General features: G+C 69.4%; 19 protein-coding genes. 4 read left to right on the top strand and 15 right to left on the bottom strand.

The window, feature by feature from the left end:
* Nucleotides 1-101: 101 nt before the first annotated feature.
* Both trhA and azu read right to left on the bottom strand, forming a co-directional pair.
* A complete protein-coding gene (gene trhA / locus VV867_RS00265) occupies nt 102-734 on the bottom strand; it encodes a PAQR family membrane homeostasis protein TrhA (RefSeq protein ID WP_109935984.1) in 633 nt (210 codons plus the stop codon).
* 102 nt (nt 735-836) lie between these two features.
* Nucleotides 837-1,283: an azurin gene (gene azu / locus VV867_RS00260; RefSeq protein ID WP_009613416.1), complete on the bottom strand. Its 447-nt coding sequence runs from the start codon at nt 1,281-1,283 to the stop codon at nt 837-839.
* A gap of 374 nt (nt 1,284-1,657) precedes the next feature.
* Between azu and VV867_RS00255 the strand changes: the two genes are divergently transcribed.
* Entirely contained in the window at nt 1,658-2,245 is a 588-nt protein-coding gene (locus VV867_RS00255) for a TIGR00730 family Rossman fold protein (RefSeq protein WP_275628439.1), read from the top strand.
* Here VV867_RS00255 and VV867_RS00250 read toward each other — a convergent pair.
* The 7 genes from VV867_RS00250 to VV867_RS00220 form a co-directional block, all read right to left on the bottom strand.
* Complete coding sequence (locus tag VV867_RS00250; protein WP_275628438.1) at nt 2,242-2,637, bottom strand: type IV pilin protein; 396 nt, start codon at nt 2,635-2,637, stop codon at nt 2,242-2,244. The two genes, VV867_RS00255 and VV867_RS00250, sit on opposite strands and share 4 nt — an antisense overlap.
* Nucleotides 2,634-6,140, bottom strand: coding sequence for a pilus assembly protein (locus VV867_RS00245; protein WP_328565332.1), 3,507 nt, complete (start codon nt 6,138-6,140; stop codon nt 2,634-2,636). Before VV867_RS00245 ends, VV867_RS00250 begins: the two co-directional genes overlap by 4 nt.
* A 9-nt stretch (nt 6,141-6,149) precedes the next feature.
* Nucleotides 6,150-6,731 (bottom strand): pilus assembly PilX family protein, encoded by a 582-nt coding sequence (locus VV867_RS00240; RefSeq protein ID WP_328565331.1) that lies wholly within the window; start codon nt 6,729-6,731, stop codon nt 6,150-6,152.
* Nucleotides 6,728-7,483 carry a PilW family protein gene (locus VV867_RS00235; RefSeq protein WP_158546442.1) on the bottom strand — a complete coding sequence of 252 codons (756 nt, stop codon included), beginning with the start codon at nt 7,481-7,483 and terminating at the stop codon, nt 6,728-6,730. Before VV867_RS00235 ends, VV867_RS00240 begins: the two co-directional genes overlap by 4 nt.
* Before the next feature lies 1 nt (nt 7,484).
* On the bottom strand, nt 7,485-8,021 hold the full coding sequence (gene pilV, locus VV867_RS00230; protein WP_328565330.1) for a type IV pilus modification protein PilV: 537 nt from the start codon (nt 8,019-8,021) through the stop codon (nt 7,485-7,487).
* The gene (locus tag VV867_RS00225; RefSeq protein WP_275628435.1) at nt 8,018-8,494 is read right to left on the bottom strand and encodes a GspH/FimT family pseudopilin; all 477 of its coding nucleotides are present in this window, start codon (nt 8,492-8,494) and stop codon (nt 8,018-8,020) included. The genes pilV and VV867_RS00225 overlap by 4 nt, the downstream gene beginning before the upstream one ends.
* Before the next feature lie 266 nt (nt 8,495-8,760).
* Nucleotides 8,761-9,609 carry a mechanosensitive ion channel family protein gene (locus VV867_RS00220; protein WP_109935992.1) on the bottom strand — a complete coding sequence of 283 codons (849 nt, stop codon included), beginning with the start codon at nt 9,607-9,609 and terminating at the stop codon, nt 8,761-8,763.
* 131 nt (nt 9,610-9,740) lie between these two features.
* Between VV867_RS00220 and VV867_RS00215 the strand changes: the two genes are divergently transcribed.
* Together VV867_RS00215 and VV867_RS00210 are read left to right on the top strand one after the other, a co-directional pair.
* The gene (locus VV867_RS00215) at nt 9,741-10,019 is read left to right on the top strand and encodes a BrnT family toxin (protein ID WP_089390010.1); all 279 of its coding nucleotides are present in this window, start codon (nt 9,741-9,743) and stop codon (nt 10,017-10,019) included.
* Nucleotides 9,997-10,248, top strand: coding sequence for a BrnA antitoxin family protein (locus VV867_RS00210; RefSeq protein WP_089390009.1), 252 nt, complete (start codon nt 9,997-9,999; stop codon nt 10,246-10,248). The genes VV867_RS00215 and VV867_RS00210 overlap by 23 nt, the downstream gene beginning before the upstream one ends.
* A gap of 334 nt (nt 10,249-10,582) precedes the next feature.
* Here VV867_RS00210 and VV867_RS00205 read toward each other — a convergent pair whose 3' ends face one another.
* The 6 genes from VV867_RS00205 to VV867_RS00180 form a co-directional block, all read right to left on the bottom strand.
* On the bottom strand, nt 10,583-11,518 hold the full coding sequence (locus VV867_RS00205; protein WP_089390008.1) for a transglutaminase family protein: 936 nt from the start codon (nt 11,516-11,518) through the stop codon (nt 10,583-10,585).
* Nucleotides 11,518-14,016, bottom strand: a complete 2,499-nt coding sequence (locus VV867_RS00200; protein WP_328565329.1) for a circularly permuted type 2 ATP-grasp protein — start codon at nt 14,014-14,016, stop codon at nt 11,518-11,520. Before VV867_RS00200 ends, VV867_RS00205 begins: the two co-directional genes overlap by 1 nt.
* Before the next feature lie 50 nt (nt 14,017-14,066).
* Nucleotides 14,067-17,354 (bottom strand): transglutaminase family protein, encoded by a 3,288-nt coding sequence (locus VV867_RS00195; protein WP_328565328.1) that lies wholly within the window; start codon nt 17,352-17,354, stop codon nt 14,067-14,069.
* Nucleotides 17,355-17,831: 477 nt separating this feature from the next.
* Complete coding sequence (locus VV867_RS00190) at nt 17,832-18,959, bottom strand: SO2930 family diheme c-type cytochrome (RefSeq protein ID WP_328565327.1); 1,128 nt, start codon at nt 18,957-18,959, stop codon at nt 17,832-17,834.
* On the bottom strand, nt 18,956-20,203 hold the full coding sequence (locus tag VV867_RS00185; RefSeq protein WP_328565326.1) for a parallel beta-helix domain-containing protein: 1,248 nt from the start codon (nt 20,201-20,203) through the stop codon (nt 18,956-18,958). The genes VV867_RS00190 and VV867_RS00185 overlap by 4 nt, the downstream gene beginning before the upstream one ends.
* 317 nt (nt 20,204-20,520) lie before the next feature.
* On the bottom strand, nt 20,521-22,776 hold the full coding sequence (locus tag VV867_RS00180) for a YgiQ family radical SAM protein (protein WP_328565325.1): 2,256 nt from the start codon (nt 22,774-22,776) through the stop codon (nt 20,521-20,523).
* A gap of 222 nt (nt 22,777-22,998) precedes the next feature.
* Here VV867_RS00180 and VV867_RS00175 point away from each other — a divergent pair, with 222 nt between their 5' ends.
* A complete protein-coding gene (locus VV867_RS00175; RefSeq protein WP_328565324.1) occupies nt 22,999-24,879 on the top strand; it encodes a diguanylate cyclase domain-containing protein in 1,881 nt (626 codons plus the stop codon).
* Nucleotides 24,880-24,904: the final 25 nt, after the last annotated feature.

Raw genomic sequence — 24,904 nt, 5'->3', positions numbered from 1 at the left:
TTCGAACCCAACGCCTACGTCACCGGGAAACACGATTGCAGGAGCGGGCCTTGTCCGCGATGGCCGGCACCACCGGCGCGCTTCGCGGATGAGATCCGCTCCTACGCCCCCCGCGCCGGCAGCACGTAGAGCCACACCGCGATGAAGTGCAGCAGGCTGCCGGCGATCACGAACAGGTGCCAGATGCCGTGCCAGTGGCGGAAGCGCTCGTCGTAGGCGAAGAACAGGATGCCGATGGTGTAGCTGGCCCCGCCGGCCACCAGCCAGGCCACGCCGTCCGGGCCGAGGGCGCGGTACAGCGGGCCCAGGGCGATCAGTACGATCCAGCCCATCACCGCGTAGATGACGATGGACAGCACCCGCGCCTCGGAGCGCGGCTTGAGTTCCTGCAGCATGCCCAGCACGGCCAGGCCCCAGACGATGCCGAACAGCGTCCAGCCCCAGGCGCCCTTGAGGCTGACCAGGCAGAAGGGCGTGTAGCTACCGGCGATCAGCAGGTAGATCGACAGGTGGTCGAGCTTGCGCAGGACCGCCTTGGCCCGCCCGCGCACGCTGTGGTAGCTGGTGGAGACGCTGTAGAGCAGCAGTAGGCTGCCGCTGTAGACCGAGACGCCGACTATCTTCAGGGCATCGCCGAGCAGGCTGCTGGCGACCACCAGCCAGGTGCCGCCCACCAGCGCCGCCACGGCGCCGAGCAGGTGGGTCCAGGCATTGAAACGTTCACCGTGATACATGCTTCCCCCTGGCGGCGACCGCAACACGAGGCGCCGCGTACAGGGATAAGGTAAAACGAAAAAGCCCGGCTGCAAGCCGGGCTTTCGTGCGGGCCGACGAACTCACTTGAGCGCGAGGGTGCCCTTCATCATCGCCGAGTGGCCCGGGAAGCTGCAGAAGAACATGTACTGCTCGCCTTCCTTGAGCTTGGAGACGTCGAAGCTCACCGAATCCTTCTCGCCGGAACCGATGATCTTGGTGTGGGCGATCACGCGGGTGTCACCGTCCTTCAGGTAGTTCTTGTCCAGGCCCGCGGCCATGCCGTCGGCGACCACGCCCTGCATGTCGGCGGCGGTGGTCAGCACCCAGTTGTGGCCCATGACGTTCTTCGGCAGGGCGCCGGGGTGGGACAGGTTCACGGTGAAGGTCTTGCAGCTCTTGTCCACGCTGATGGCGTTGGTGTTGAACTGCATCTGGTCGTTGCCTTGAATGTCCACCGAGCATTCGGCAGCCAGCAGCGGGGCGCTGAACAGACCGAGCAGGGTGACAGCAGCGAGTTTGTGGAACATACGAGCCTCCTGGGCAGGTTGGGCGGAGAATCCGGAACGGCAGACTGCCCGATAGTCGGGCGGCGCCTGCTGATCCAGGTCAATTCGGTGCGGGCGGCGCCATGGTCTTGCCAGCATGCAGTTCTATCAGGCTGATACGAACTTTCAACGAGGCAAATTAGCGCGCCCCGTCCAGCATAGACCGTCACGGATGCCTGACGGAGAGCGTCGCCATGCCCGACAAATCGGATACAAACATGTATACAATTTTTCAGCAAGTCCTCGCATGCTATGCCCAGGGCGCCTGTGGCGGCTAGGTCGGCCATGGCGGCTTGGAGCGCGGACACGCAGCAGTTACTCTGACGACCGTTTTGACGGTCACGGAGTTCCAGGCAATGACCTTGCGTTCCATCTGCGTATTCTGCGGCGCCAGCCCCGGTGCCAGCCCCATTTACCGCGAAGCGGCCGAGAGCCTCGGCCGGCATATCGCCGAGCGTGGCCTGCGCCTGGTCTATGGCGGCGGCGCCGTGGGCCTGATGGGCATGGTGGCCGATGCCGCCCTGGCCGCCGGCGGCGAGGTGGTGGGGATCATCCCGCAGAGCCTGAAAGAGGCGGAAATCGGCCACAAGGGCCTGAGCCGCCTGGAAGTGGTCGACGGCATGCACGCGCGCAAGGCGCGCATGGCCGAGCTGAGCGACGCCTTCATCGCCCTGCCCGGCGGGCTCGGCACCCTGGAGGAGCTGTTCGAGGTCTGGACCTGGGGCCAGCTGGGCTACCACGCCAAGCCGCTGGGCGTGCTGGAGGTGGACGGCTTCTACGACCCGCTGCTGACCTTCCTCGACCACCTGGTGCAGGAACGCTTCGTCCGCGCAGAACACCGCCAGATGCTGCAGCGCGGCGCCACCCCGGCCGAGCTGGTCGACGCCCTGCAGGCCTGGAAGCCCCTGGCCGCGCCCAAGTGGGTCGACCGCACGCCGACCTAGCGCCAGCAATCCACCGCCGCCGGGCCGCGAACCCCGGTGGCGTCGAGCGTCAGGTTGCTGCAGCGGGGGTCGCTCCACTGCGGCACCGCGGTCAATTGGTAGCCGCCAGGCCCTTCCCCCAGCGCCAACCGATAGTAGCCATTGGGTGACAGGGCCTGCATGCCCAGTTGGCCGACCAGGTCGTCGCTCACCACATAGCGGAAATTCTGCGCGAAGAAGCGCTCCTGGCGTGCTGCCACCTCATGGAGCAAGGCCCGCCCCTCCGCGCGCTTGGCGCGGTTGACGTGTTCCATATAGCTGGGGTAGGCGATGGCGGCGAGTATGCCGACGATCGCCAGCGCGACCAGCAGCTCCAGCAAGCTGAAGCCGCCTGGCCGAACCTGCCGCCTCATTGCTCGACCCTCATCATCCGCCAGCTCTGCCGCCCCGGGCGGATGCCGTCGAAGAAGCGCAGCGAACCCTCGCTGCCATGGGCCAGGCCCAGGCCACTGTCGAGGTCGAAACCGATGGTGGTGCCGCCCAGGCCGGGGAACTGCAGGCCGGCGACCTTCGCGCCGCCCTCGCGGTCACGGTCGTCGATCACGCCGTTGCGGTCGTAGTCCAGCGCATCGGCCAACGGCGCCCCGCCGGTCAGCGGGTTCAGCGCCATCAGCCAGGTGCTGACGCCATCGCTGCAAGGATCGACGTTCGGCGTCAGGGTGGAGAACAATGCCAGCCGGCCACTGCCGGCCGGGTCGGCGACGACGCGTTCGCCGGTCATCGGCAGGTCCAGCAGCCAGCCATGCCTACCCGTGCCGGAAGCGCCCGGTTTCTGCGTGGCGGGTGCCCAGGCCAGCGGCTCGTCGCTGAGCGTCCGGTAGCCATCGCCGTCATCTTCGATCTGCTGGACCTGCAGGTGGCCGCGCTGCACCGTCGAGGCGCCGTCGGCCGGCTCCCCGGCGACCTGCCGGTCCCAGATGCCGTACAGGCTCATGGCCTTGCTGGTGTCGGCCTGGGCATCGTTCACCTCGAAGTACTTGCCGGTCCCCAGCAGCGCCAGCACCCCCTGGCCGGACGGGTGCCGGACCAGCCAGGGCGTCGCGCTGATCGGCTGCACCTTCTGCCTGGCATCCCGGGCCTGGAACAGCGGCCGGCCGGCCAGGCCCACCGCCTCGCCGCCGGCGCCGTGCAGGTCGAAGCGCCAGAGGTTGCCGAGCAGGTCGCCGGCATAGGCGTAGTCGACGATGCCGTCGCCATCCATGTCCGCCGCGCGCGGGCTGGACAGGCCGTTGGCGGCATCGCCGCCCTTGCTCACGTTGAGCTCGCGGATCAGCTCGCCGCTGCCGATGTCGATCAGGTAGAGCACCGCCATGTCCTGCACGCTGTCGTAGCCGTTGGCCGCCAGCACCGCCCAGCGGCCGCTGGCCAGGCGCACGATGGCCGGGCGCGGCAGGCTGTGGCCCAGGCGGGCGAACGGGCCGGCGCCGCCCTCGATTTCCCAGAGCAGTTTCGGCGCCCGCGGCTCGGTGACGTCCAGGGCGAACAGCGCCCGGCCACCGGCGCCGAGGCCGCCGACCAGCACCGTGCGCCAGGCGCCGTCGAAGAACACGTCCTCGGCCACCAGCGGGCCGTCGACGAAGTAGCGGTGCTCCGTGCTGCCGTAGCGCGGGTCGGCCAGGCGGTGCAGGTTGCCCACCACCGCCGAGGGCACGAAGGCGAAGAGCTCCTCGCCCGCCTCCGCATCGAAGGCGTGCAGCATGCCGTCGTTGGCGCCGACGTAGACCACCGCCTCGCGCGCGGCCTGGGCCGCCTTGAACTCGCTGTAGGCGCCGGGGGCTTCCAGGCTGTCCCGCGCGTGGGCCGGCCGGGAGGGCGCCGCGACCAGCAGCGGCGCCGAGTTGACGATGTCGCCGAGCAGAGCGCCGCGCGTGCGGAAGGTCCCGCCCTCCAGGTCGCGCTTGCCGCGCAGGAAGCCCAGGCGCGCCTCGCCGAGCGTGTCCTTGTCGCCGGAGAGCGTGCGGTTCAGCGCGGCCTTCTGGCTGGCATCCAGGTTGGCCCAGGTGAACTCGGCCAGGGCCCCGCCCTTGCGCATCAGGACCCTGCGCGGCGCGGTGCGCGCATCCAGTAGCCCCTTGGCACTCCACAGCGCCTCCCGGCGGCCGTCCGCCAGTTGCCGGTACTTGACCAGGTCGCCGCTCCAGTCCTCGCTGGAGAAGGACGCCGCATAGACGTGCGCCTGGTCCTTCACCTCGCCCGCCGCCACCGCCGGCCGCGCCGCCGAGGCCGTGCGGCTGGCAATCCGCGAGAGGATGCTGGCGAAGGCATCGATCATCTGCTGCGGGTCCTCGGCGCTGAAGAACTCGCCGCGGGAATTGATCGCCGCGTGCCAGAGGTCGTAGACGTTGTTGTCGCTGTCCGCGGCGGCCGCCGGCCAGGCGATGCTGCCATCGAGCAATCCCTGGTAGCCGGGCCCCTCGAAGGTGCTGCCGGCCCATTGGGGCTTCTCCAGCGCGCGCCCGAGGCCCAGGCCCATGGTGAAGGTCACCAGGTGCTGCCAGGTCGCGGGGTTGTTACGCGGGTCCCAGTACTGGCGCGTGGCGTCCGCATCGGCGGCGGCAATGTGGGGCGCCAGCTGGTTGGGGATGTCCTTGCGCGCATCGTTGGCCCAGTAGTAGAACGCCAGGTCGGCCAGGGTGTTGCCGGCCCCGTCCCGGTAGGGCGCGAGCGGCGCGTACCGCCTGCCATCCGGCAGGGTGACGTTGCCGCCATCGAGGTTGCCGACCCTGGAGCCCTCGCCCCCGTTCCACTTCCCGTCGGTCATCATCAGGTGGTAGCTGGGGCGGCAGGCGAACTGCGGTTGCTTCTGCCCACCGGGCTGGAAGTCGTAGGCCGGCCCGTCGCGCTTGGCGATGAACTTGCCGGCCCGGTCGAGCGCGACGCGCAAGGGCGTGGCGGTGTTGTAGTTGATGTCCCCCAGCCAGCGGAAGAAGTTCGCCCGGCCCTGGCTGGCGAACGGCCGGAACTGGTTGCTGCCGCTGTAGCTGACGCCGTTGCAGCCCCGCGAGGCATCGAGGGTGGTGCAGTTGCTCAGGTCCTGCCAGGTCAGGCGCACGCTCTCGGGCAGGCTGTTGAAGGCCAGGTTGGCGGCGCTCTGGGTGGCCAGGGCACGGTTGCGGTAGAAGGCGTACCAGATGGCGAAGTTGCGCCGCTCGTCGCGGCCGCCGGGCCCGGAACTGGCCGAGACGTTCACCAGGCGGTAGCAGTTGTCGTTGTCCAGCCTGCAGTTCTTCTGCAGGCTCGGGTCATACCGGTAGTAATAGGCCGGCACGCCCTTGCGGGTGCGGTCGTCGGGCCTCCAGCCGCCGGTCTTGAAGTCGGCGGCGGGGTTCTCCGCCAGGTGGTAGATGCGCCCCGTGCTCCCGCCATAGTTGGTGCTGCTGTTGAAGTTGGTGGCCTGGCCACCGGTGGGGTCGTATTGCCAGCTCACCCGATAGTCGCTGGACAGGTCGACCGCACCACGCATGCCGCTGAAACCGTTGACCTGCACCCGCCTGAAGTTGAACTGATCGCTGTCGCTGATCCGGTAGTCGCTGACCCTCAGGGCACCGTTGACGAACTCGACCTTCTTCGGCACCTGGTAGTCGATGTCCGGGTTGTAGTACATCGGGTTGTAGCTGGCCGACTTCGCCCGCCGCGTATTGCGCACCCTCGTCGATTCGTAGCCGGTGACGTCGGGCACGAAGGCCCACTTCATGCTGTTGGAGTTGTCCATCGTCAGGATCAGGTTGGGCGCCACCGTCTGGGTGAGGAACAGCGGCTGCTGGCTGATGTTCAGTTGCGCGGCGCCCGCCGGAGCGACCAGCCAGGGGGCGGCCATGCCGACGATGAAAAGGTGCAGGTGATGGCGAGGGTTCATCGGCTCTCCTCAATTGGCATAGCGCCGGGCGAACACCGACTGCAGGATGACCGGGGTGCGCCCGGCATCGCCGCTGGCGAAGGCGCCGACGTAGTAGTAATCGGTGCGCAGCTGCGGCTCGCCGAGGTTGCCGAGGTTGAGCCCGCCGCCGTCGCTGGCGAAGAAGGCGGCGTGCTGGCGCAGCCTGTGCTCGAAGCGGCTCACGTTGTCGGAGCCCAGGTAGTCGACGGCGTTCTGCGCCTGGCCCCACCAGGCGTCCGGGTCGTTGCCCCAATGCCACCGCCAACGCTCGTCGCTGACGCTGCGGACGCTGGTGGCGAGCAGTACGCAAAGCCCCTTGCGATCGATGCAGCTGGTGCCGCGGCCGTCGTCTTCCCGGGTTTCGCGGGCCAGGCGCCGCTCCACCTCGCGCAAGGCCGACTCGGCGGCGTTGAAGGTGCGCGCCAGTTCCGCGCGGTTGCCGGCCAGGCGGCTTTCCAGCTGGCTGGCGGTGATGCCGGCCAGAGCCAGCAAGGTCATCATCAGCAGCATGACCAGCGCCACCATGAGCACGGCGCCGCACTGGGCCTGGGCGCTCGGGCGGGGGCTCATGGGCTCGGGTTCCTCAGGGCGACGCCGGCCAGGCCGATCTGCAGCAGGCGGCCATCGTCGGCGGGGATGGCCGGCTTGCGGCCGCTCAGCGCCTCCCAGTCGTCCAGCACGTCGCTGGCGATGCCGCCCTGCAGGCCCCGCTCGCTGGCGAACAGCAGGTACAGGTCGAGCAGCTGCACCTTGTCGCCGGCCTTGGGGACCGGCTGGAAGCTGAAGTCCACCAGGCCGTCGACCAGCACGCCGGTGGCGCCCATGCTGCCTCCCTCCAGGGCGGATGCGCAGCCCAGTTCTCCGGTGGTGCGGTCCAGCGTCAGGCGGGCCAGCACGGTGGCCGGCGCCGCGGAGAAGCCCAGCGAGGCGCCGCTGCAATCCACCTCCTCGGCCTCCATGCCGCGCTGGTAACGCACGCACAGCGCGGCGCCAGCCTGGCTGGAGGCCAGCGCCACCGTCTGCCCCGCTGCGAACGCCGGGCAGCCCCTGCCGGCCGGGCGTGGCGGGAAGGCCTCCGCGGGCATCTGCAGCTCCGGCCTGGCCCGGTAGCCGGCGCGGGCCACCAGGCGCTCGATGGAGGCGGCGGCGAAACGGGCATTGCCCTGGTTGGCCAATTGGCCGAACTGGGACTGGGCGTGGCGCCTCTGGTCGAGGAACAGCTGGGTCACGCCGAGGATCAGGAAAGCGCCGAGCAGCAGCGCCACCATCAGCTCGACCAGCGACAGCCCCCGCTGCCGACCGCGCAAGTGGCAGGCCCGCATCTCAGGGCTCCGCCCGCAGCACGTAGCTGCACACGCTGTCGTTACACAGCCTGGAACGCTCATCGACCCAGGCGACGCGGATCATCACCAGGCTCCCTGCCCCGCTCGAACAGGTTTCGGCCGGACCGCTGCGGCAGACCACGAACTGCCTGGCCAGAACAGCCGGGGTGACCGGCAGCAACCGCTCCACCCTTTCGCGCCAGCAATGGAGGTCGGCCCTGGCGACCTCGGCGCCGCCACCGCCGCGATTGCGCGAGGCGCAGTTGGCCGACTGCGACGGAAAGGCCACGTTCTCCGCCTTGAAGTAGTCGGACTCGCCATTCAGCTGGCCCGCCGCATCGAACAGCACGTCGCGGTTGCTGCGCATCAGCTCCAGCAGCTCCTCGGCGAGCATCACCGCATTGCTGCGCAGGTTCGCGTCGACGCTGTGGCGCATCGCCTGCCCCTGCAGGGCGAGCATGCCGAGGGCGCCGACGGCGACCACCAGCAGCGCCACCAGTACCTCGATCATGCTGAAGCCGCGATGCGCCCGCCTCATGCCCCGCACCTCCCGCCGGCGGGCAGCTTCACCCGGCCGCTGCCCTGGACCCTGAGGTGGCGGCAGGACGCCTGGCTGCCCCTGGGGCAGACGCTGATGCAGAAGTCGCCGCGCACCGCGCCACCCATGCTGCCGTCGGCACGGAACTCGATTGCGGACCGCGGCGCCTCGACATCCACTTGCGCCAGCCCCGCCTGCTGGCGCAGGAGCCCGGTGCCGGCGCGCACCTCCAGCGGCCCCGCCCAGCCATCGGCCTGGGCGGCGCGGACGGACACCGGTCGGCCCCGCGTGGCCGCCTCACCACGGGCGTAGAGCAGCAGCGCGTGCAGCTGTTCCGCCGCCACCTGCGCCTGCTGGTTGCGCAGCAACTGGTTGAAGGCGGGCACGGCGAGGCTGGCAGCAATGGCCAGGAGCGCCAGGCAGACCAGCAGTTCGATCAGGCTGAAGGCGGCGGGTAGACGGAGGTTCGGCATGCTGGCCCCGGATGGCGGACGATGCGACCGGCAATCGAGCGGTCGCTGCCTATCCAGGGTGCGATGGTTGGCAATGGAGGATATGCCGGACGCATCCCTAACCTCAGCGGGATGTTCGCCACAAGTGCAAACTGAAACGTCTTACATAAATGGGAAAGGGACTACTAAAAGACCGGCCATCCCCCGCTAGCAACCACCCATCGGTTTTGCTCGCGGGAACGCCCGGGGCAGCCGTGGTGGCCGCCCCCGGCGCCTGGGCGGCGGGTTCAGCCGCCGGCCTGCTGCACGATCACCGTCTGCGCCGGCATCGGCGCCGGGAAGCCGGTGCCCAGGGCCTCCTTGATGGTGCGGTTGGTGTCGAAGTAGACCTGCCAGTAGTTGTCGTTGTGGCAGTACGGGCGCACCGCCAGCACCGGGCCGACCAGGTTGAACTCGAGAATCTCGACGTCCACCGGCGGCTCGGCGAGCACGTTGGGGACCTGCGCGATGCGTTCCTTGAGCAGCGCCGCGGCAGCGGCGTAGTCGGCCGCCCCGGACAGCTGCGCCTTGAGCTCGACGCGGCGGAAGTCGTTGTGGCTGTAGTTCTGGATGGTGTCGCCGAAGATCTTGTTGTTGCCCACCAGGGTCATCACGTTGTCCGGGGTGTTGATGGCGGTGACGAACAGGCCGATCTCCTTGACCGTGCCGGTGACCCCGGCGGCGGTGATGAAGTCGCCGACCTTGAACGGCCGCAGGACGATGATGAAGCCGCCGGCGGCGAGGTTGGCCAGCAGCCCCGACCAGGCCATGCCGATGGCCACGCCGGCCGCGGCGATCAGCGCCGCCAGGCTGGTGGTCTGCACGCCGAAGTAGCCGAGGATGCCGATCACCAGGACGATGTTGAGGGTCACGGTGATGAAGGAGCCGACGTAGCGCAGCAGGGTCGGGTCGACGCTCTGCCGGCCCAGGGCGCGCTGGACCATGCCCACCGCCATGCCGATCAGCCAGCGGCCGATCACCCAGAAGGCGATGGCGGCGAGGATCTTGATGCCGAAGGCCAGGGCGTACTGCTGCACCAGCGACCAGATTTCGTTGAACTTCTCCGTACCCACATTGACGATGTTCGTGTCGCCCATTGCCTGGCCCATCCGTTGATTGGGAAATGACCAGGGAAAAGCTAGCACGCCGTTTGCAGCTTGCCCGGACAGGTGCTCAAGCACACTGGAAGCGCTATAGTGTATTTACAACTGTAAATACAGGATATCCCATGCAGTTCGAATGGGACGAGGCCAAGAACCAGGCCAACATCCGCAAGCACGGTATCGATTTCCGCGACGTGCCGGAAATCTTCCAGCACCCGCTGCTGGCCTTGCGCGATGACCGACTCGACTACGACGAAGAGCGCTGGATCGCCATCGGCTGGCTCCGGCGGCTCGTCGGCGTGGTGGTCTATACCGAACGACGGGGCGAGGTGATCCGCATCATCTCGGCGCGCAAGGCCACACGCCAGGAGGTGAGGCGCTATGTCGAAAGCATCGAAGACTGATTGGAAGCGGCTGGTGGAACAGGGCGACGATGCCATCGACACCAGTGACATTCCCGAACTGGGCGAGGACTTCTTCCGCCACGCCGAACTGCGCGTCCCGGCCAAGCAGACCGTCACCATCCGCCTGGACGCGGACGTGCTGGAGTGGTTCAAGGCCCAGGGCAGCGGTTACCAGACGCGCATCAACCAGTTGCTGCGCCGCTACATGGAGGCCCATCGGAAGGCCTGATGACGGGGGGCGATGGGTATCGCTTCGCTCCACCCATCCTACGACGGCGTTTTTCCTGCAGTTGTCCTCGGGCACCGGTGTTCCGGTCGGCGGCGGATAACCGCGAACGGTTATCCGCCCTACGCCCATGGCGGGCTTGTCGTAGGGCGAATAACGCCCCGCGTTATCCGCCGCTTGACCTTCGCCCCATGCCGCTCGGTGCCGAGCACGAAGCCGCCCCCAAGCCGCGCCAAGCCCAACCACGAAGTTGCCGGCAAGGAAGGTGAAACGGCGGATAACCGCGAACGGTTATCCGCCCTACGGTCGGGCTCAGCCATCGCGGATCAATCCGCGCCTACACCGCCAGCTCCCAATGCGGCATCACCGTCACCCGCACCTCCGGATCGTGGCTGCCGCCGCCGAGGATCACCCCGCGCAGCGGCGAGACGTCGGCGAAGTCGCGGCCCCAGGCCAGGGTGATGTGTTCCAGGGCCGGGAGGATGTTGTTGGTGGGGTCGAAGTCCACCCAGCCGTTGGCCGGGCAGTACAGCGACACCCAGGCGTGGGAGGCGTCGGCGCCGATCAGGCGCGGTTGGCCGGGTGGCGGGCGGGTCAGCAGGTAGCCACTGACGTAGCGGGCGGCCAGGCCGCGCGAGCGCAGGCAGGCGAGCATCAGGTGGGCGAAGTCCTGGCACACGCCGCGGCGGCGTTCCAGCACCTCGATCAGCGGCGTCGCCACTTGGGTGGCTTCGGCGTCGAAGGCGAATTCGTCGAAGATCTTCTGCATCAGCGCCGCCGCGCCTTCCAGCAGTGGCCGCCCGAGCGGGAAGCAGTCGGCGGCGAACTCGGCGAACTGGCGCTTGATGCGCACGTAGGGCGACTCCATGCGGAAGCGGCAGGCTTCCAGTTCTTCCGCCGACAGGGCGCGGCCGCTGAAGGCCAGGCCGGCGACTACCCGTTCCCAGGCCGGCGAGGCCTGCAATTGCAGCGGCGGGCGCTGCAGCACCTCGACCTGCAGGCGGGCGTTCACCTGCAACTCGTCGTGGGGGCGTTCGAAGGCCAGGCGCGTCAGCGGGTTGCCGAACACGTCGAAACCGTCGCTGCGCTGGGTGGGCTGCGGCTCGATCTGCAGTTCGCGGCCCAGGCAGCGCTGCCAGGGGCATTCACGTGGCCACAGGTGCAGCAGCTGCTGCGACAGCGACACCGGCGCGGCATAGCGGTAGCGGGTGTCGTGGAACACCTGGTAGCGCGCCACTTGCGCGGGGGCGGGGCGGAGCTGGGCTTCGGCCATCAGGTGGATACCGTGCGCTGGCTGATGTCGTCGACGTGGGCGAAGTAGCGCAGGCCCAGGCGGTCGGAGACCTGGCCGGCGCCTTGCGCCAGTTCGCGCAGCAGGCGCGCCAGGCCGGCGAGCACCTCGTCCTGCCCGGCGCTGCCGAACAGCGCGTTCTCCAGGGTGGCGAAGTCGAAGGCCAGCAGGCGCGCGGTGAGCAGCGTCAGTTCCTGCTCGCGGGGCATGCCGAACTCCTGGTGCAGGCGCTCCAGGGAGCGCTCCAGGGCCTGCAGCTGGAAGTACAGGGCGTGGGGGTTCTGCTCGTGCAGCAACAGCAGGTCGAGCACCGGGATCGCCTGGGGCCCGGCGAGGTAGCGCGAACGGTAGGTGATGGTGCTGTTGCCCAGTTCCAGCAGCCACTCCAGGGCGCCCGGGTCCCAGGCCGCGCCGCCGTCGAGGAAACCGGCGATGGCGTCGGCGAAGAACTGGATGCGCTCGATGCGCCGGCCGATCATCAGGAAGCGCCAGCCATCGTCGCGGGTCATGTCGTCGAGGGCGAAGCCGGACAGCGCCGCCAGCGACATCAGCAGGCGGTTGAGGAAGTCCAGGGCGTCGCCCAGTTCGGTGTCGCGCGCGTCCAGCGCCTGCAGGTCGCGCTGCAGTTCCATCAGCGCCAGCCAGTTCTCCCGCGACAGCCGCCCGCGCACCTGGGCGGCGGCCCAGTGCAGGCGGCGCAGGTTGGCGCTGAGGCTGTTGCCCCAGTGCTCGTCCAGCAGGGCCGCCAGCAGGCGCTTTTCCAGCGGTGCCTCGCCCTGGGGGACCAGGCCCATGGCGCCGGCCAGGTCCAGCGCGCTGCGCAGGGCCTGCTCGTCGCCGTCGGCGTCGACGTAGCGCGACAGCACCACGCGCAGCAGGCGCGCGTCGTCGTCGCAGCGCTCGGCGTAGCGGCCGAACCAGTAGAGGTTCTCCACCACCCGCGAGGGCAGGTACGGGTCCTGCCGGATCAGGTCGCGCGCGCCTATGTTGCGCGGCCGCAGGGGCTCGCCGTGGACCGGGCGGTCGGCCAGCACCCAGGTGTCCTTGCTGGCCCCGCCGCGCTGCATGGAGACCACCTCGGCGTCCGCCGCCGAGGCCACCCGCGTCAGGCCGCCGGGCATCACCCAGTAGCGCCCGTCGCTGCCGGCCACGGCGAACACGCGCATGCCGATGGCGCGGGATTGCAGCTCGCCGCGCGCGCCGCGTTGCTGCCAGACCGGCGCCTGGGACAGCTGCGCCTGGCGCTGCGCCACGTAGGCATGGGGCTGCGCGCGCAGGCGCTGGCTCAGCTCGGCGCGGGCCGCCGGGCCCAGAGTGTGGCCGAACAGGGGTTCGAAGCTCTGCGAGGGGAAGGCCGGCTTGATGACCAGGCGGTCCAGTTCGGCCAGCGCCATGTCCAGGGCGCCCGGCTCGCCGCACCAGCGCGTCTGCACCGCCGGCAGCAGCAGGTCCTCGCCGAACAGCGCGCGGCTGGCCGCGGGCAGGAAGCCCAGCAGCCCCGGCGACTCCAGCACGCCGCTGCCCAGGGCATTGGCCACCAGCACGCGGCCGCGGCGCACGGCATCCAGCAGGCCGGGCACGCCGAGGGCGGAGTCGGTGCGCAGTTCCAGGGGGTCGCAGAAGTCGTCGTCCAGGCGCCGCAGCACCGCGTGGACGCGCTTCAGGCCGCCGAGGGTCTTCAGGTACAGGGTGGCGTCGCGCACCGTCAGGTCGTGGCCTTCCACCAGCGGGAAGCCCAGCTGGCGCGCCAGGTACAGGTGCTCGAAGTAGGTCTCGTTGAAGCGCCCCGGGGTCAGCAGCACCACCAGCGGCGTCTCGCCGTCGGCCGGGGCGCAATGCGCGAGGGTTTCCTGCAGGGTGCGGAAGTAACCGGCCAGGTACTGCACGCGCAGTTCACGATACAGCTCCGGCAGGGCGCGGGAGATGATCTGCCGGTTCTCCAGGGCGTAGCCGGCGCCGGAGGGCGCCTGGGTGCGGTCGGCGAGCACGTGCCAGCGGCCGTCGGCATCGCGTGCCAGGTCGACGGCATAGCTGTGCAGGTAGATGCCGCCGGGCACCGGCAGGCCGCTGCAGGGCCAGAGGAAGTTGGGGTGGCCGTAGACCAGCTCGCTGGGCAGCACGCCCTCGGCGAGCAGGCGCTGCTCGCCGTAGAGGTCGGCCAGCAGCGCATTGAGCACCCGCCCACGCTGCGCCACGCCGGCGGCGATGCCCGCCCACTCCTCGGCGGACAGCAGGTTGGGCAGCAGGTCCAGCTCCCAGGGGCGGTCGGCGCCCTTGGGGTCGGCGTAGACGTTGTAGGTCACGCCGTTTTCCTGGATCTGCCGCGCCAGCAGGGCCTGGCGCTGCTCCAGCTGCGCGGCGCTGGCGCGCTCCAGGCGCTGAACCAGGCGTTGCCAGTGCGGGCGAACGCCGCCCGCGGCGTCCAGCAGTTCGTGGTACGCCGTGGCGGACAGCGGGTAGTGGGCGAGCAACTCGGACATCAGGGACTCGGCGTGCAAGGCGGCCTGTTCACTTTAGCGGGCGGCGGCGCTCATGTCCGCCGCAGGTCGAGGGTCATCGGCAATTCGGCGTCGGCGCGCGGCGCCTCCACGCTCATCTTGCCGGGCGTGTGGCCATGCCGGAAGAAGCGCGCCAGGCGCCGGCTCTCGGCCTCGTAGGCGTTCACCGGGAAGCTGTCGTAGCTGCGCCCGCCGGGGTGGCTGACGTGGTACTGGCAGCCGCCGAGGGAGCGTTGCATCCAGGTGTCGACGATGTCGAAGACCAGCGGTGCCTGCACGCCGATGGTCGGCTGCAGGCAGGAGGCCGGCTGCCAGGCGCGGTAGCGCACCGCGGCGACGTATTCGCCGACCTGGCCGGTGGGCCGCAGCGGCACCGGGCGGCCGTTGCAGGTGACCACGTAGCGCTCCGCGGCCATGCCGCTCACCTTCAGTTGCACGCGCTCCAGGGACGAGTCCACGTAGCGCACGGTGCCGCCGCTGGCGCCCTCCTCGCCCAGCACGTGCCAGGGTTCCAGGGCCTGGCGCAGTTCCAGGTCGATGCCCTTCACCGCGTAGTCGCCGTATTTCGGGAAGCGGAACTCGAAGTGCGGCGCGAACCAGTCGCTGCGCAGCGGGTAGCCGAAGGCGTTGAGCTCGTGGATGACGTCGGCGAAGTCCTGCTCGACGAAGTGCGGCAGCAGGAAGCGGTCGTGCAGCTCGGTGCCCCAGCGCACCAGCTTCGGCGGCGCGTAGGGCTCGGCCCAGAAGCGCGCCACCAGGGCCCGCAGCAGCAGTTGCTGGGCCAGGCTCATGCGCGCGTGGGGCGGCATTTCGAAGGCGCGCAGCTCCAGCAGGCCGAGGCGCCCGGAGGCGCTGTCCGGCGAGTACAGCTTGTCGATGCAGAATTCGGCGCGATGGGTGTTGCCGGTGACGTCCACCAGCAGGTTGCGCAGCAGGCGGTCGACCAGCCAGGGCGGGCAGTCGGCGCCCGGCTCGGGCATCTGCGCGAAGGCGACCTCCAGTTCGTAGAGGGCGTCGTTGCGCGCCTCGTCCACCCGCGGTGCCTGGGAGGTCGGGCCGATGAACAGGCCGGAGAACAGGTAGGACAGCGAGGGGTGGTTGTGCCAATAGCCGACCAGGCTGCGCAGCAGGTCCGGGCGGCGCAGGAAGGGCGAATCCGCCGGGGTGGCGCCGCCGAGGACGAAGTGGTTGCCGCCGCCGGTGCCGACGTGGCGGCCGTCGACCATGAACTTCTCGCTGGACAGCCGCGACTGGCGCGCCGCCTCGTAGAGGAACTCGGTGCGCTCGGCCAGCTCGTCCCAGTTCGCCGAGGGGTGGATGTTCACTTCGATCACCCCCGGGTCGGGGGTGACGCGGAAGTTCACCAGGCGCGGGTCGGCCGGCGGCTCGTAGCCTTCCAGCAGCACCGGGCAGCCCAGCTCGCCGGCGGTGGCCTCGATGGCGGCGACCAGCTCCAGGTAGGCCTCAAGCTCCGCCAGCGGCGGCATGAACAGGTACAGGCGGCCGTCGCGCGGCTCGGCGCAGAGCGCGGTGCGGGTGATCCAGCCGGCGGACTGGTGCATCAGCGGCTGGCGCGTGGCGTCCGGCCCGCCCGGGGTGCGTTCGCGGCTCGGCTGCTGCATCTGCGCGGCGCGGCGCAACGGCGGCTGGGCCACGCTCGGGTCGGCCGGGTTGACGTAGGGATAGTCGGCTTCGCTGGCCCAGGGCTGCGAATCCAGCGGCAGGCGGTAACCCATGGCCGAGTCGCCGGGAATCAGCCGGCAATGCTCGCCGCGCAGGAACCAGCGGCCGCTCTCCCAGGCGTCGCCGGCGGCGCTGCGGGCCAGCGGCAGCACCTGGCCGACTTCCTCGCCCAGGCCGCGCTCGAATACCTTGCACAGGCGCTCGCGCTCCAGCGGATCGCTCAGGCGCGCGTCTTCCGGGGTGACGTTGGCCGGCAGCCGGCGTTCGCGCCAGAGGTAGTAGAACCAGTCCTCGTAGGCGGCGAACAGGGTGTCGCCGGACAGCCCCAGGCGCCCGGCCAGGCGGCGCAGGAAGCGTGCGGCCAGGGCGGCGTCGGCGCCGTAGCTGCGGCCTTCCTCGGCATAGAGCATGGGGTTGTTCCACAGCGGCTCGCCGTCGCGCCGCCAGAAGCAGTTCAGCGACCAGCGCGGCAGCTGTTCGCCGGGGTACCACTTGCCCTGGCCGAAGTGCACCAGGCCCTTGGGTGCGTAGTGGCGGCGCAGGCGGTGGAACAGGTCGGCGGCCAGGCGGCGCTTGTTCGGGCCCAGGGCGGCGGTGTTCCACTCGGGGTCGTCGGGATGGTCGATGGCGACGAAGGTCGGCTCGCCGCCCATGGTCAGGCGCACGTCCTGCTCGGCGAGGTCGGCGTCGATGCGCGAACCCAGCTCGCGGATCGCCTGCCACTGTTCCTCGCTGTAGGGCTTGGTCACCCGCGGCGCTTCCCACACGCGCTCCACGCGCATCTCGTGGCTGAACGTCACCTCGCACTCTTCCAGCGCGCCGCTGATCGGCGCCGCCGAGGACGGCTCGGGGCTGCAGGCCAGGGGGATGTGGCCTTCGCCGGCGAACAGCCCGGAGGTGGGGTCCAGCCCCACCCAGCCGGCGCCGGGCAGGTAGACCTCGGCCCAGGCGTGCAGGTCGGTGAAGTCCACCTCGGTGCCGCTGGGGCCGTCCAGGGACTTCTGGTCGGCGGTGAGCTGGATCAGGTAACCGGAGACGAAGCGCGCCGCCAGGCCCAGGTGGCGCGCCAGCTGGACCAGCAGCCAGGCCGAGTCGCGGCAGGAGCCGGAGGCCAGTTCCAGGGTCTGCTCGGGCGTCTGCACGCCGGGCTCCATGCGGATCAGGTAGCGCACGTCGCCGGCCAGGCGCTGGTTCAGCGCGACCAGGAAGTCCACGGTGGGGCTGGCCTCGCGCGGCACCCCGGCGAGGTATTCGGCGAACCGCGGGCTGGCCGGCTGGCGCGCCAGGTAGGGCGCCAGCTCGCGCTGCTCGTCGGCGCCGTAGGCGAAGGGGAACTGCTCGGCGTAGGGCTCGAGGAAGAAGTCGAAGGGGTTGAACACCGCCATCTCGGCGACCAGGTCCACCTCCACCCGCAGTTCCTCGGTCTTCTCCGGGAACACCAGGCGCGCCAGGTAGTTGCCCTGGGGGTCCTGCTGCCAGTTGATGAAGTGCTTGCCCGGGGCGACCTTCAGCGAATAGCCGAGAATGCGCGTGCGGCTGTGCGGCGCCGGGCGCAGGCGCACCAGCTGCGGGCCGAGGTTCACGGCGCGGTCGTAGCGGTAGTGGGTGACGTGCTGCAAGGCGACATGGATCGACACGGCGGGCCTCCTGCGGGCCTGGGCGACACAGCTTCCGCGCAAGTCCCGTGCCAGCCGCCAGGGGCCGTAGAACGGGCTGCGCACGGGCGCCGGGCACCATCGCGGGGCCCAGGGGCGCATGCCGGGCACGGGAGCGCACGGAAATGGGGCGCCCGGTGGGGATAGCCTAGACCTTGGGGTGTGACAGGGGGGAGAAGGTTGGGTGGTCTTTCGTTGGGGCGAGGTTGCTCGCGAACGGGGAGTTGGCTGGGGATTTTGGTGTTGGGCTGTAGAGCGCCCTCTCCCCAGCCCTCTCCCTGAAGGGCGAGGGGGCTTGTCCGTGCCAACGTCAACAATGGCTTTAACCGGAAGCGCCGGAGCTGCCGGCTGACTCGGGAATACCCAAGCGCTCCGAACGGTCCCCTCTCCCTTCAGGGAGAGGGTTAGGGAGAGGGAGCGGAGTCCCCCACGCACCGACGTCGCATGGAAGCTCCGGCGTCAGCTACAACTCCCCGGCAACGAAGCGATCCAGCGCTCCAGCACCTCCAGCCCTTCCTTGTGCACCAGCGCGCGCCCCAGCTCGGGCATCATCTCCCCGGGCTTGTCGCTGCCGACGCGGTAGGTCAGCACCGACAGCTCCGGGTGCCCCGGGTGGATGTCCTCGCGGCGCCCGCCGGTGCCGCCGCCGGCCGCCACCGGTTGCTTGCAGAAGCCGTAGTTCACCCCCAGCTCGGCGTGGGCGTCGAGGTACAGGCCCGAGGTACGCGCCGCGCCCTTGGGGTTGTGGCAGTGGCCGCAGTTGGCGTCGAGGTAGCTGCGCGCCTGCTTCTCCAGACTCTCGCCTTCGCGCGGGTGGCCCCACAGGGCGTTCTGCGGCACCTGCGCCAGTTCCGGCAGGCCCTGCAGGAAACCGCGCGCCTGCCAGTGGCGCAGCTGGTTGTCGCTGCCTTCGGCGTAGGCGAAGTCCTTGTTCAGGTGCCGGGCCTTGGGCCCCAGCGGGGCGATGCCGGCGCCCTTGGTCTCGGCGTGGCACTCGGAGCACTGGTTGGCGTCCGGCACCATGTAGGTGAAGGCCACCTTCTGCCCGGCTGCATCCCGCAGCTCCAGGGCCTGGCTGTCGCCGGCCAGCTCCAGGCGGGCTTCCTTCTGCCCGGCGTCCCACACGTAGGGCAGCGCCGTCCAGCCGTCCTTCTGCTTCACCAGCACGCGGGTCTCGACCAGGCGCACCTTCGCCAGGTCCAGGCCCTGCTGCGGGTCGCGGTCGTCCTGGGCGTTCTCCAGCAACTGGCCCTTGCCGTCGGTGGGGTAGTAGAAGGTCTTGGTCAGCACCGTGCCCAGCGGGTAGTCGAAGTGGTCGTCGGCATACTTCGCCGCCTGCCCCTCGGGCATCCACACCGTGCGCAGCTTGTGCGCGTAGTCGGTGAACAACGGGGTGTTGAGGTCGTAGGGCAGCACCTCGGCGGCAGGCTTCAGGTGGCCCTCGCCCAGGCGCAGCATGCCCCAGCCGCTGAGGACCTGCGGGTAGTCGTCGCCCTCGGGCTGGTAGCGCGGCTTCGCCTCCTGCCCGCACCCGGCCAGCGCGACGGCCAGGGCGAGCGACAGCCAGGCGCAGGCGGCTCGCGTCATGCCTTGCCCCCCTTCTCGCCCAGGCCAGCCTGTTCGATCTTCGGCAGCGGCTTGAGCTTGCAGCGGTGGCCGCTCATGTCGGTGCTGATGTTCTTGTAGCCGTTGGGCCCGTCGACGTTGACGATGCCGGCGTCGCCGTTGTCGATGCAGATGGCCAGGTCGTCCGGCAGCTTGCCGTCGACCAGCTTCTTCTGGTTCACGTAGCCGTCCCAGAGGATGTCCGGCAGGCGCCCGTTCAGGCCGAACTTGGCGATCTTCAGCGCCTTCAGCTCCAGGTGGTCGGGGCTGTCGCCGCCGGGACCGAAGGTGTTGCCGTGGATGTAGATGCCCTCGGGGTAGGGGTCGAAGTTCGGCTGCGTCGCCTTGTCCGAGTAGTTGGTGCTGTAGTAGCTGCTGATGATGACGTTGGCGGTCTTGTGGTCGCCGATCCTGTTGTCGAAGATCTCCACGTCGTCGTTGGAGTTCACCACCACCCCGGAACCGGCCGGGACGCTGGCCACCGGCGTGCCCTTGTGGCCGAAGTTGTCGTGGTTGTTGCCCTGCACGTCGTTGTTGAACACCCGGCTGCCACGCCCCGGCTGCTGCAGGTTGGGCATGTTGAAGACGAGGATGCCGCCGGTGTTGCCGGTGGCGACGTTGTCGTAGACGTCGGCGCCGATGGTGTTCTCGATCTCGATGCCGGCGACGTTGCGCTCGGCGCGGTTGTTGCGCACCACCACGTTGCGCGACTGGCCGACGTAGATGCCGGCGTCGGACGCGCCTATGGCCACGTTGCCTTCCAGCAGCACGTTCTCGGTCTGCACCGGGTACAGGCCGTAGGCGCCGTTCTCGGTGGCCGGGCCGTTGGTCCATTCGGTGCGCACGTTGCGGATGACGATGTTCTTCCCGCCCAGGACCTTGAGCGCGTCGCCCTTGCTGTCCTCGATGGCCAGGTTCTCGATGGTGAAGTCCGAGGCGTCCACCAGCAGCCCTTCGGCGCCGGCCTTCTGGTTGCGGAAGCTGAGGATGGTCTTGTCCATGCCGTCGCCGCGAATGGTGACGCCGTCCACCTTGAGGCTGAGGCCGCGATCGAGGTGGTAGGTGCCGGCGGGGATCGCGATGACCTCGCCGGGCTTGGCCTTGATCAGCCGGGCCTGCAGGTCTTTCTGGAAGTCCGCGCTGACCGCGGCGGTGGGTTTGTCCTGCTCGCCGCAGGCGGCCAGGAGCACGGCGAGGCTGAGGAGGGACAGGGCGGCGCGAGGCATGGCGGGGGTCTCCGGTCTTGTTTTTATGATTCTGGAACTATAGTGCCAAAATGTTTCGATGGATAGACCGGACGCGGTTCCCTTCCTGTAGGAGCGAGCTTGCTCGCGAACCGAGTTTCCCGGATACGCTGGCATCAGACCGACCTCCACCCCCTCTCCCCAGCCCTCTCCCTTCAGGGAGAGGGCTGGGGAGAGGGGCGGACTTATCCTAGGCTCCGTCGTTGCCGGTAGGCTCCGTTCGCGAGCAAGCTCGCTCCTACGAAAGCAGCCCGGGAAATGAAAACGGGGCCTTGCGGCCCCGTCGTCGGTCATGCTTCTCAGCGCGGTATGTTCGGCTGGCGCTTGGTGGTGCGCTTCTTGCCCTTGGCGTAGGCCGCTGCCTTGCCCTCCTCGTCCTTGTTCCACGGGCGCGAGCCGTCACTGGCGCGCGGCGGCAGGCCGGTGTGCTGGGTCAGCAGCGGCTTGCCGGTCTTCTTGCTGCCCACCGGCGTGGAGTTCTTGCGCCGGGCGCTCTGGTAGCCGCCGTCGCCGTCGGGCTGGTGGGTGGGGATCAGCTGGTGCTTGCCGTTGCCGATCAGGTCGGCGCGCCCCATGTCCTTGAGCGCCTCACGCAGCATCGGCCAGTTGTTCGGGTCGTGCCAGCGCAGGAAGGCCTTGTGCAGGCGGCGGTGACGCTCGCCCTTGACGATGTTCACGCCCTCGCTCTTGTAGGTGACCTTGCGCAGCGGGTTCTTGCCCGAGTGGTACATGGCCGTGGCGGTGGCCATCGGCGAGGGATAGAAGGCCTGCACCTGGTCGGCGCGGAAGCCGTTGCGCTTGAGCCACAGGGCGAGGTTCATCATGTCCTCGTCGGTGGTGCCCGGGTGCGCGGCGATGAAGTACGGGATCAGGTACTGCTCCTTGCCCGCCTCCCTGGTGAACTTCTCGAACATCTGCTTGAAGCGGTCGTAGCTACCGATGCCCGGCTTCATCATCTTCGACAGCGGGCCCTGCTCGGTGTGCTCCGGGGCGATCTTCAGGTAACCGCCGACGTGGTGCGTGACCAGCTCGCGGACGTACTCCGGCGACTCCACCGCCAGGTCGTAGCGCAGGCCCGAGGCGATGAGGATCTTCTTCACCCCCGGCAGGTCGCGGGCACGGCGGTACAGCTGGATCAGCGAGGAGTGGTCGGTGTTGAGGTTGTCGCAGATGCCGGGGAACACGCACGACGGCTTGCGGCAGTGCTTCTCGATCTCCGGGTCCTTGCAGGCGATGCGGTACATGTTGGCGGTCGGCCCGCCGAGGTCGGAGATCACCCCGGTGAAGCCCGGCACCTTGTCGCGGATCTCCTCGATCTCGCGGATGATCGAGTCTTCCGAGCGGTTCTGGATGATCCGCCCCTCGTGCTCGGTGATGGAGCAGAAGGTGCAGCCGCCGAAGCAGCCCCGCATGATGTTCACCGAGAAACGGATCATCTCGTAGGCCGGGATCTTCTCGCCGCCGTAGGCCGGGTGCGGCACGCGGGCGTACTGCAGACCGAAGACGTAGTCCATTTCCTCGGTGGTCAGCGGGATGGGCGGCGGGTTGAACCACACGTCGGTCTCGCCGTGGCGCTGCACCATGGCCCGGGCGTTGCCGGGGTTGGTCTCCAGGTGCAGCACGCGGTTGGCGTGGGCGTAGAGCACCGGGTCGTTCTTCACCTTCTCGAAGGACGGCAGGCGGATGACGGTGTGCTCGCGGGTCAGCCTGGGGTTGGGCAGCAACTGCACCACCTTGGCTTCGTTCGGGTCCTCCTGCGGGCCCTTGTCCTGCTCGATGGCGCAGGCGGCGGTGTCCTGGGTGTTGACGTAGGGGTTGATGATCTTGTCGATCTTGCCCGGGCGGTCGATGCGCGTGGAGTCCAGCTCGAACCAGCCCTCGGGGGTGTCGCGGCGCACGAAGGCGGTGCCGCGCACGTCGGTGATCGCTTCGATCGGCTCGCCGGCCGACAGCCGCTGGGCCACTTCCACCACGGCGCGCTCGGCGTTGCCGAACAGCAGGATGTCGGCCTTGGCGTCCATCAGGATGGAATGGCGGACCTTGTCCTGCCAGTAGTCGTAGTGGGCGATGCGGCGCAGCGAGGCCTCGATGCCGCCGAGCACGATCGGCACGCCCTTGTACGCCTCGCGGCAGCGCTGGCTGTAGACCATGCTGGCGCGGTCCGGGCGCTTGCCGGCATTGCCGCCGGGGGTGTAGGCGTCGTCGGAGCGGATCTTCCGGTCGGCGGTGTAGCGGTTGATCATCGAGTCCATGTTGCCGGCGGCCACGCCGAAGAACAGGTTCGGCTTGCCCAGCTTCATGAAGTCGTCCTTCGACTGCCAGTCGGGCTGGGCGATGATGCCCACGCGGAAGCCCTGGGCTTCCAGCAGGCGGCCGATGATGGCCATGCCGAAGGACGGATGGTCGACGTAGGCGTCGCCGGTGACGATGATGATGTCGCAGGAATCCCAGCCCAGCTGATCCATCTCCGCCCGGCTCATCGGCAGGAAGGGCGCCGGGCCGAAACACTCGGCCCAGAACTTGGGATAGTCGAACAGCGGCTTGGCGGCTTGCATCACGGGCACCGGGGTATCTCTAGGAATAGGGTCGCAAAATCGCGGGCGCGGAATATAGCACAAAAAGTGAACAATTCCGACCGGGACGCTGGGGTTTTTCCCGGTGCCGAATGACCGCCGGACGGGGACGATTGGCGGCGCCGCCGCGATGGCAACTGGCTATACTCGCTCCACCGTATCAACAGGCTTGGCCGCAGCGGCCGGGAACAGGGAGTGTCAGCCGTGCGTCATCTGTGGTGTCTGTTGTTTCTCCTGCTCGGTTGCGCCAGCGCCGCGGCCCAGCCCCTGGTACTCGACGAACGGGCCAGCGGGCGCTGGCTGAACGATGGCCTGATGCTGCTGGAAGACCCGGGCGCGCGCCTGGACCTGCAGCAGGCGCGCGAGCGGGACGCTGCCTTCGTGCCCGCCAAGGGCCGCACCAGCGTCGGCCAGAGCCCCAACCCCTGGTGGCTGCGCCTGGACCTCGAGCGCCAGGCCACCCCGCCCGGCGGCTGGTGGCTGGAGGTGGACGCGGTCAACCTGCTCGACCTGCGCCTGTACCTGCCCGACGGCCAGGGCGGCTACCGCGAGCTGCGCTCGGGCGAGGCGGTGCCCTTCGCCGAAGGCCGCGACCGCAGCTACCGCCGCCCGGTGTTCCACCTGCCCGCCGGCGAAGGCCCGCTGCGCCTGTACCTGCGCAGCCTGGACCCGGCCGGCAACTCCTTCCCGCTGCGCATCTGGTCGCAGGACGACCTGCAGGACCACCGTGCCGAGACCAACCTGTTCCTCGGCGGCGTCTACGGGCTGATCGCCGCGCTGCTGCTGTACAACCTGTTCATCCTGGTCAGCCTGCGCGACCGCGCCTACTTCTGGTACGTGCTCACCACCGGCTTCGCCCTGCTGTTCAGCATGGGCATGACCGGCCACGCCTTCGAGCTGCTCTGGCCGGACGCCGCGGTGCCCTGGTGGCTGAACCGCATCACCCTGCCCTCGCTGTGGGGCCTGTGCGTCACCCGCTTCACCCAGACGCTGCTGCAGACCCGCCGCAACGTGCCCTGGGCGCACCACCTGCTGACGCTGAACTGCCTGCTGTACGTCGCCTCGGTGCTGCTCAACGTCTTCGTCGGCCGCTCCGAGGCCGGCTGGGTGCTGGCCACCACCACCTTCGTCGGCATCCCGGCGGCGCTCGGCGCGGCCATCACCCGCTCGCTGCAGGGCTCCCTGCCGGCGCGCCTGTACCTGGTGGGCTTCGGCCTGGTGCTGTCCAGCGTGAGCATCTCGGTGATGCGCGCCCTGGGCGTGGTGCAACCGTCGCCGACCACCGCCTACCTGTTCCCGGTATCGGTGGCCATGGAGTCCATCCTGTTCTCCTTCGCCCTGACCTCGCGCATCCAGGAACTCAAGCGCGAGAAGACCCAGGCCCTGGAGCAGGCCAACCGCGAGAAGAGCGCGCGCATGACCCTGCTGCAGAGCGCGCAGAACGACCTGGCGCAGGCCGTGGCCGCGCGCACCGCCGAGCTGACGCAGAGCAACCGCCTGCTGCTGGAGCGCGAGGCCCAGCTGCGCCATGCCGCGCACAACGACCCGCTCACCGGGCTGCCCAACCGCCGCTACCTGGTGGAGCATGCCGAGCAGGCGCTGCAGCACGCCCAGCAGCACGGCGAGAGCCTGGCGCTGATGCTGATCGACCTAGACCACTTCAAGCCGATCAACGACAGCCACGGCCACGACGCCGGCGACTTCATGCTCCAGCACGTCGGCCACCGCCTGCGCCAGTGCGTGCGCTCCAGCGACTGCGTGGCGCGCCTGGGCGGCGACGAGTTCGCCGCGCTGGTGTCCGGCCCCGACGCCGAAGGCCACGCCCGGGAGATCGCCGTGCGCCTGCTCAGCGAGCTGTCGCGGCCGGTGCAGTTCGACCGCCTGGAGCTGAGCATCACCCCGAGCATCGGCGTGGCCATCTACCCGCGCCACGCCCTGCAGTTCGCCAAGCTGTACAAGGCCGCCGACCAGGCGCTGTACCAGGTCAAAGGCAGCGGCCGGGCCAGCTATGCGCTGGCCGGGGAGGACGGCGGCAACGGCGACTTCTGGCTGGAGACGCTGAAGACTTCGGACCGGCTGGTCTAGGCGATCGCCACCAATGACCGGAGAA

This window comes from Pseudomonas sp. JH-2, from assembly GCF_036231725.1.
In the GTDB taxonomy this organism is placed as follows: Bacteria; Pseudomonadota; Gammaproteobacteria; order Pseudomonadales; family Pseudomonadaceae; genus Pseudomonas; species Pseudomonas delhiensis.
This window is presented reverse-complemented; position numbering and strand designations above follow the sequence as displayed.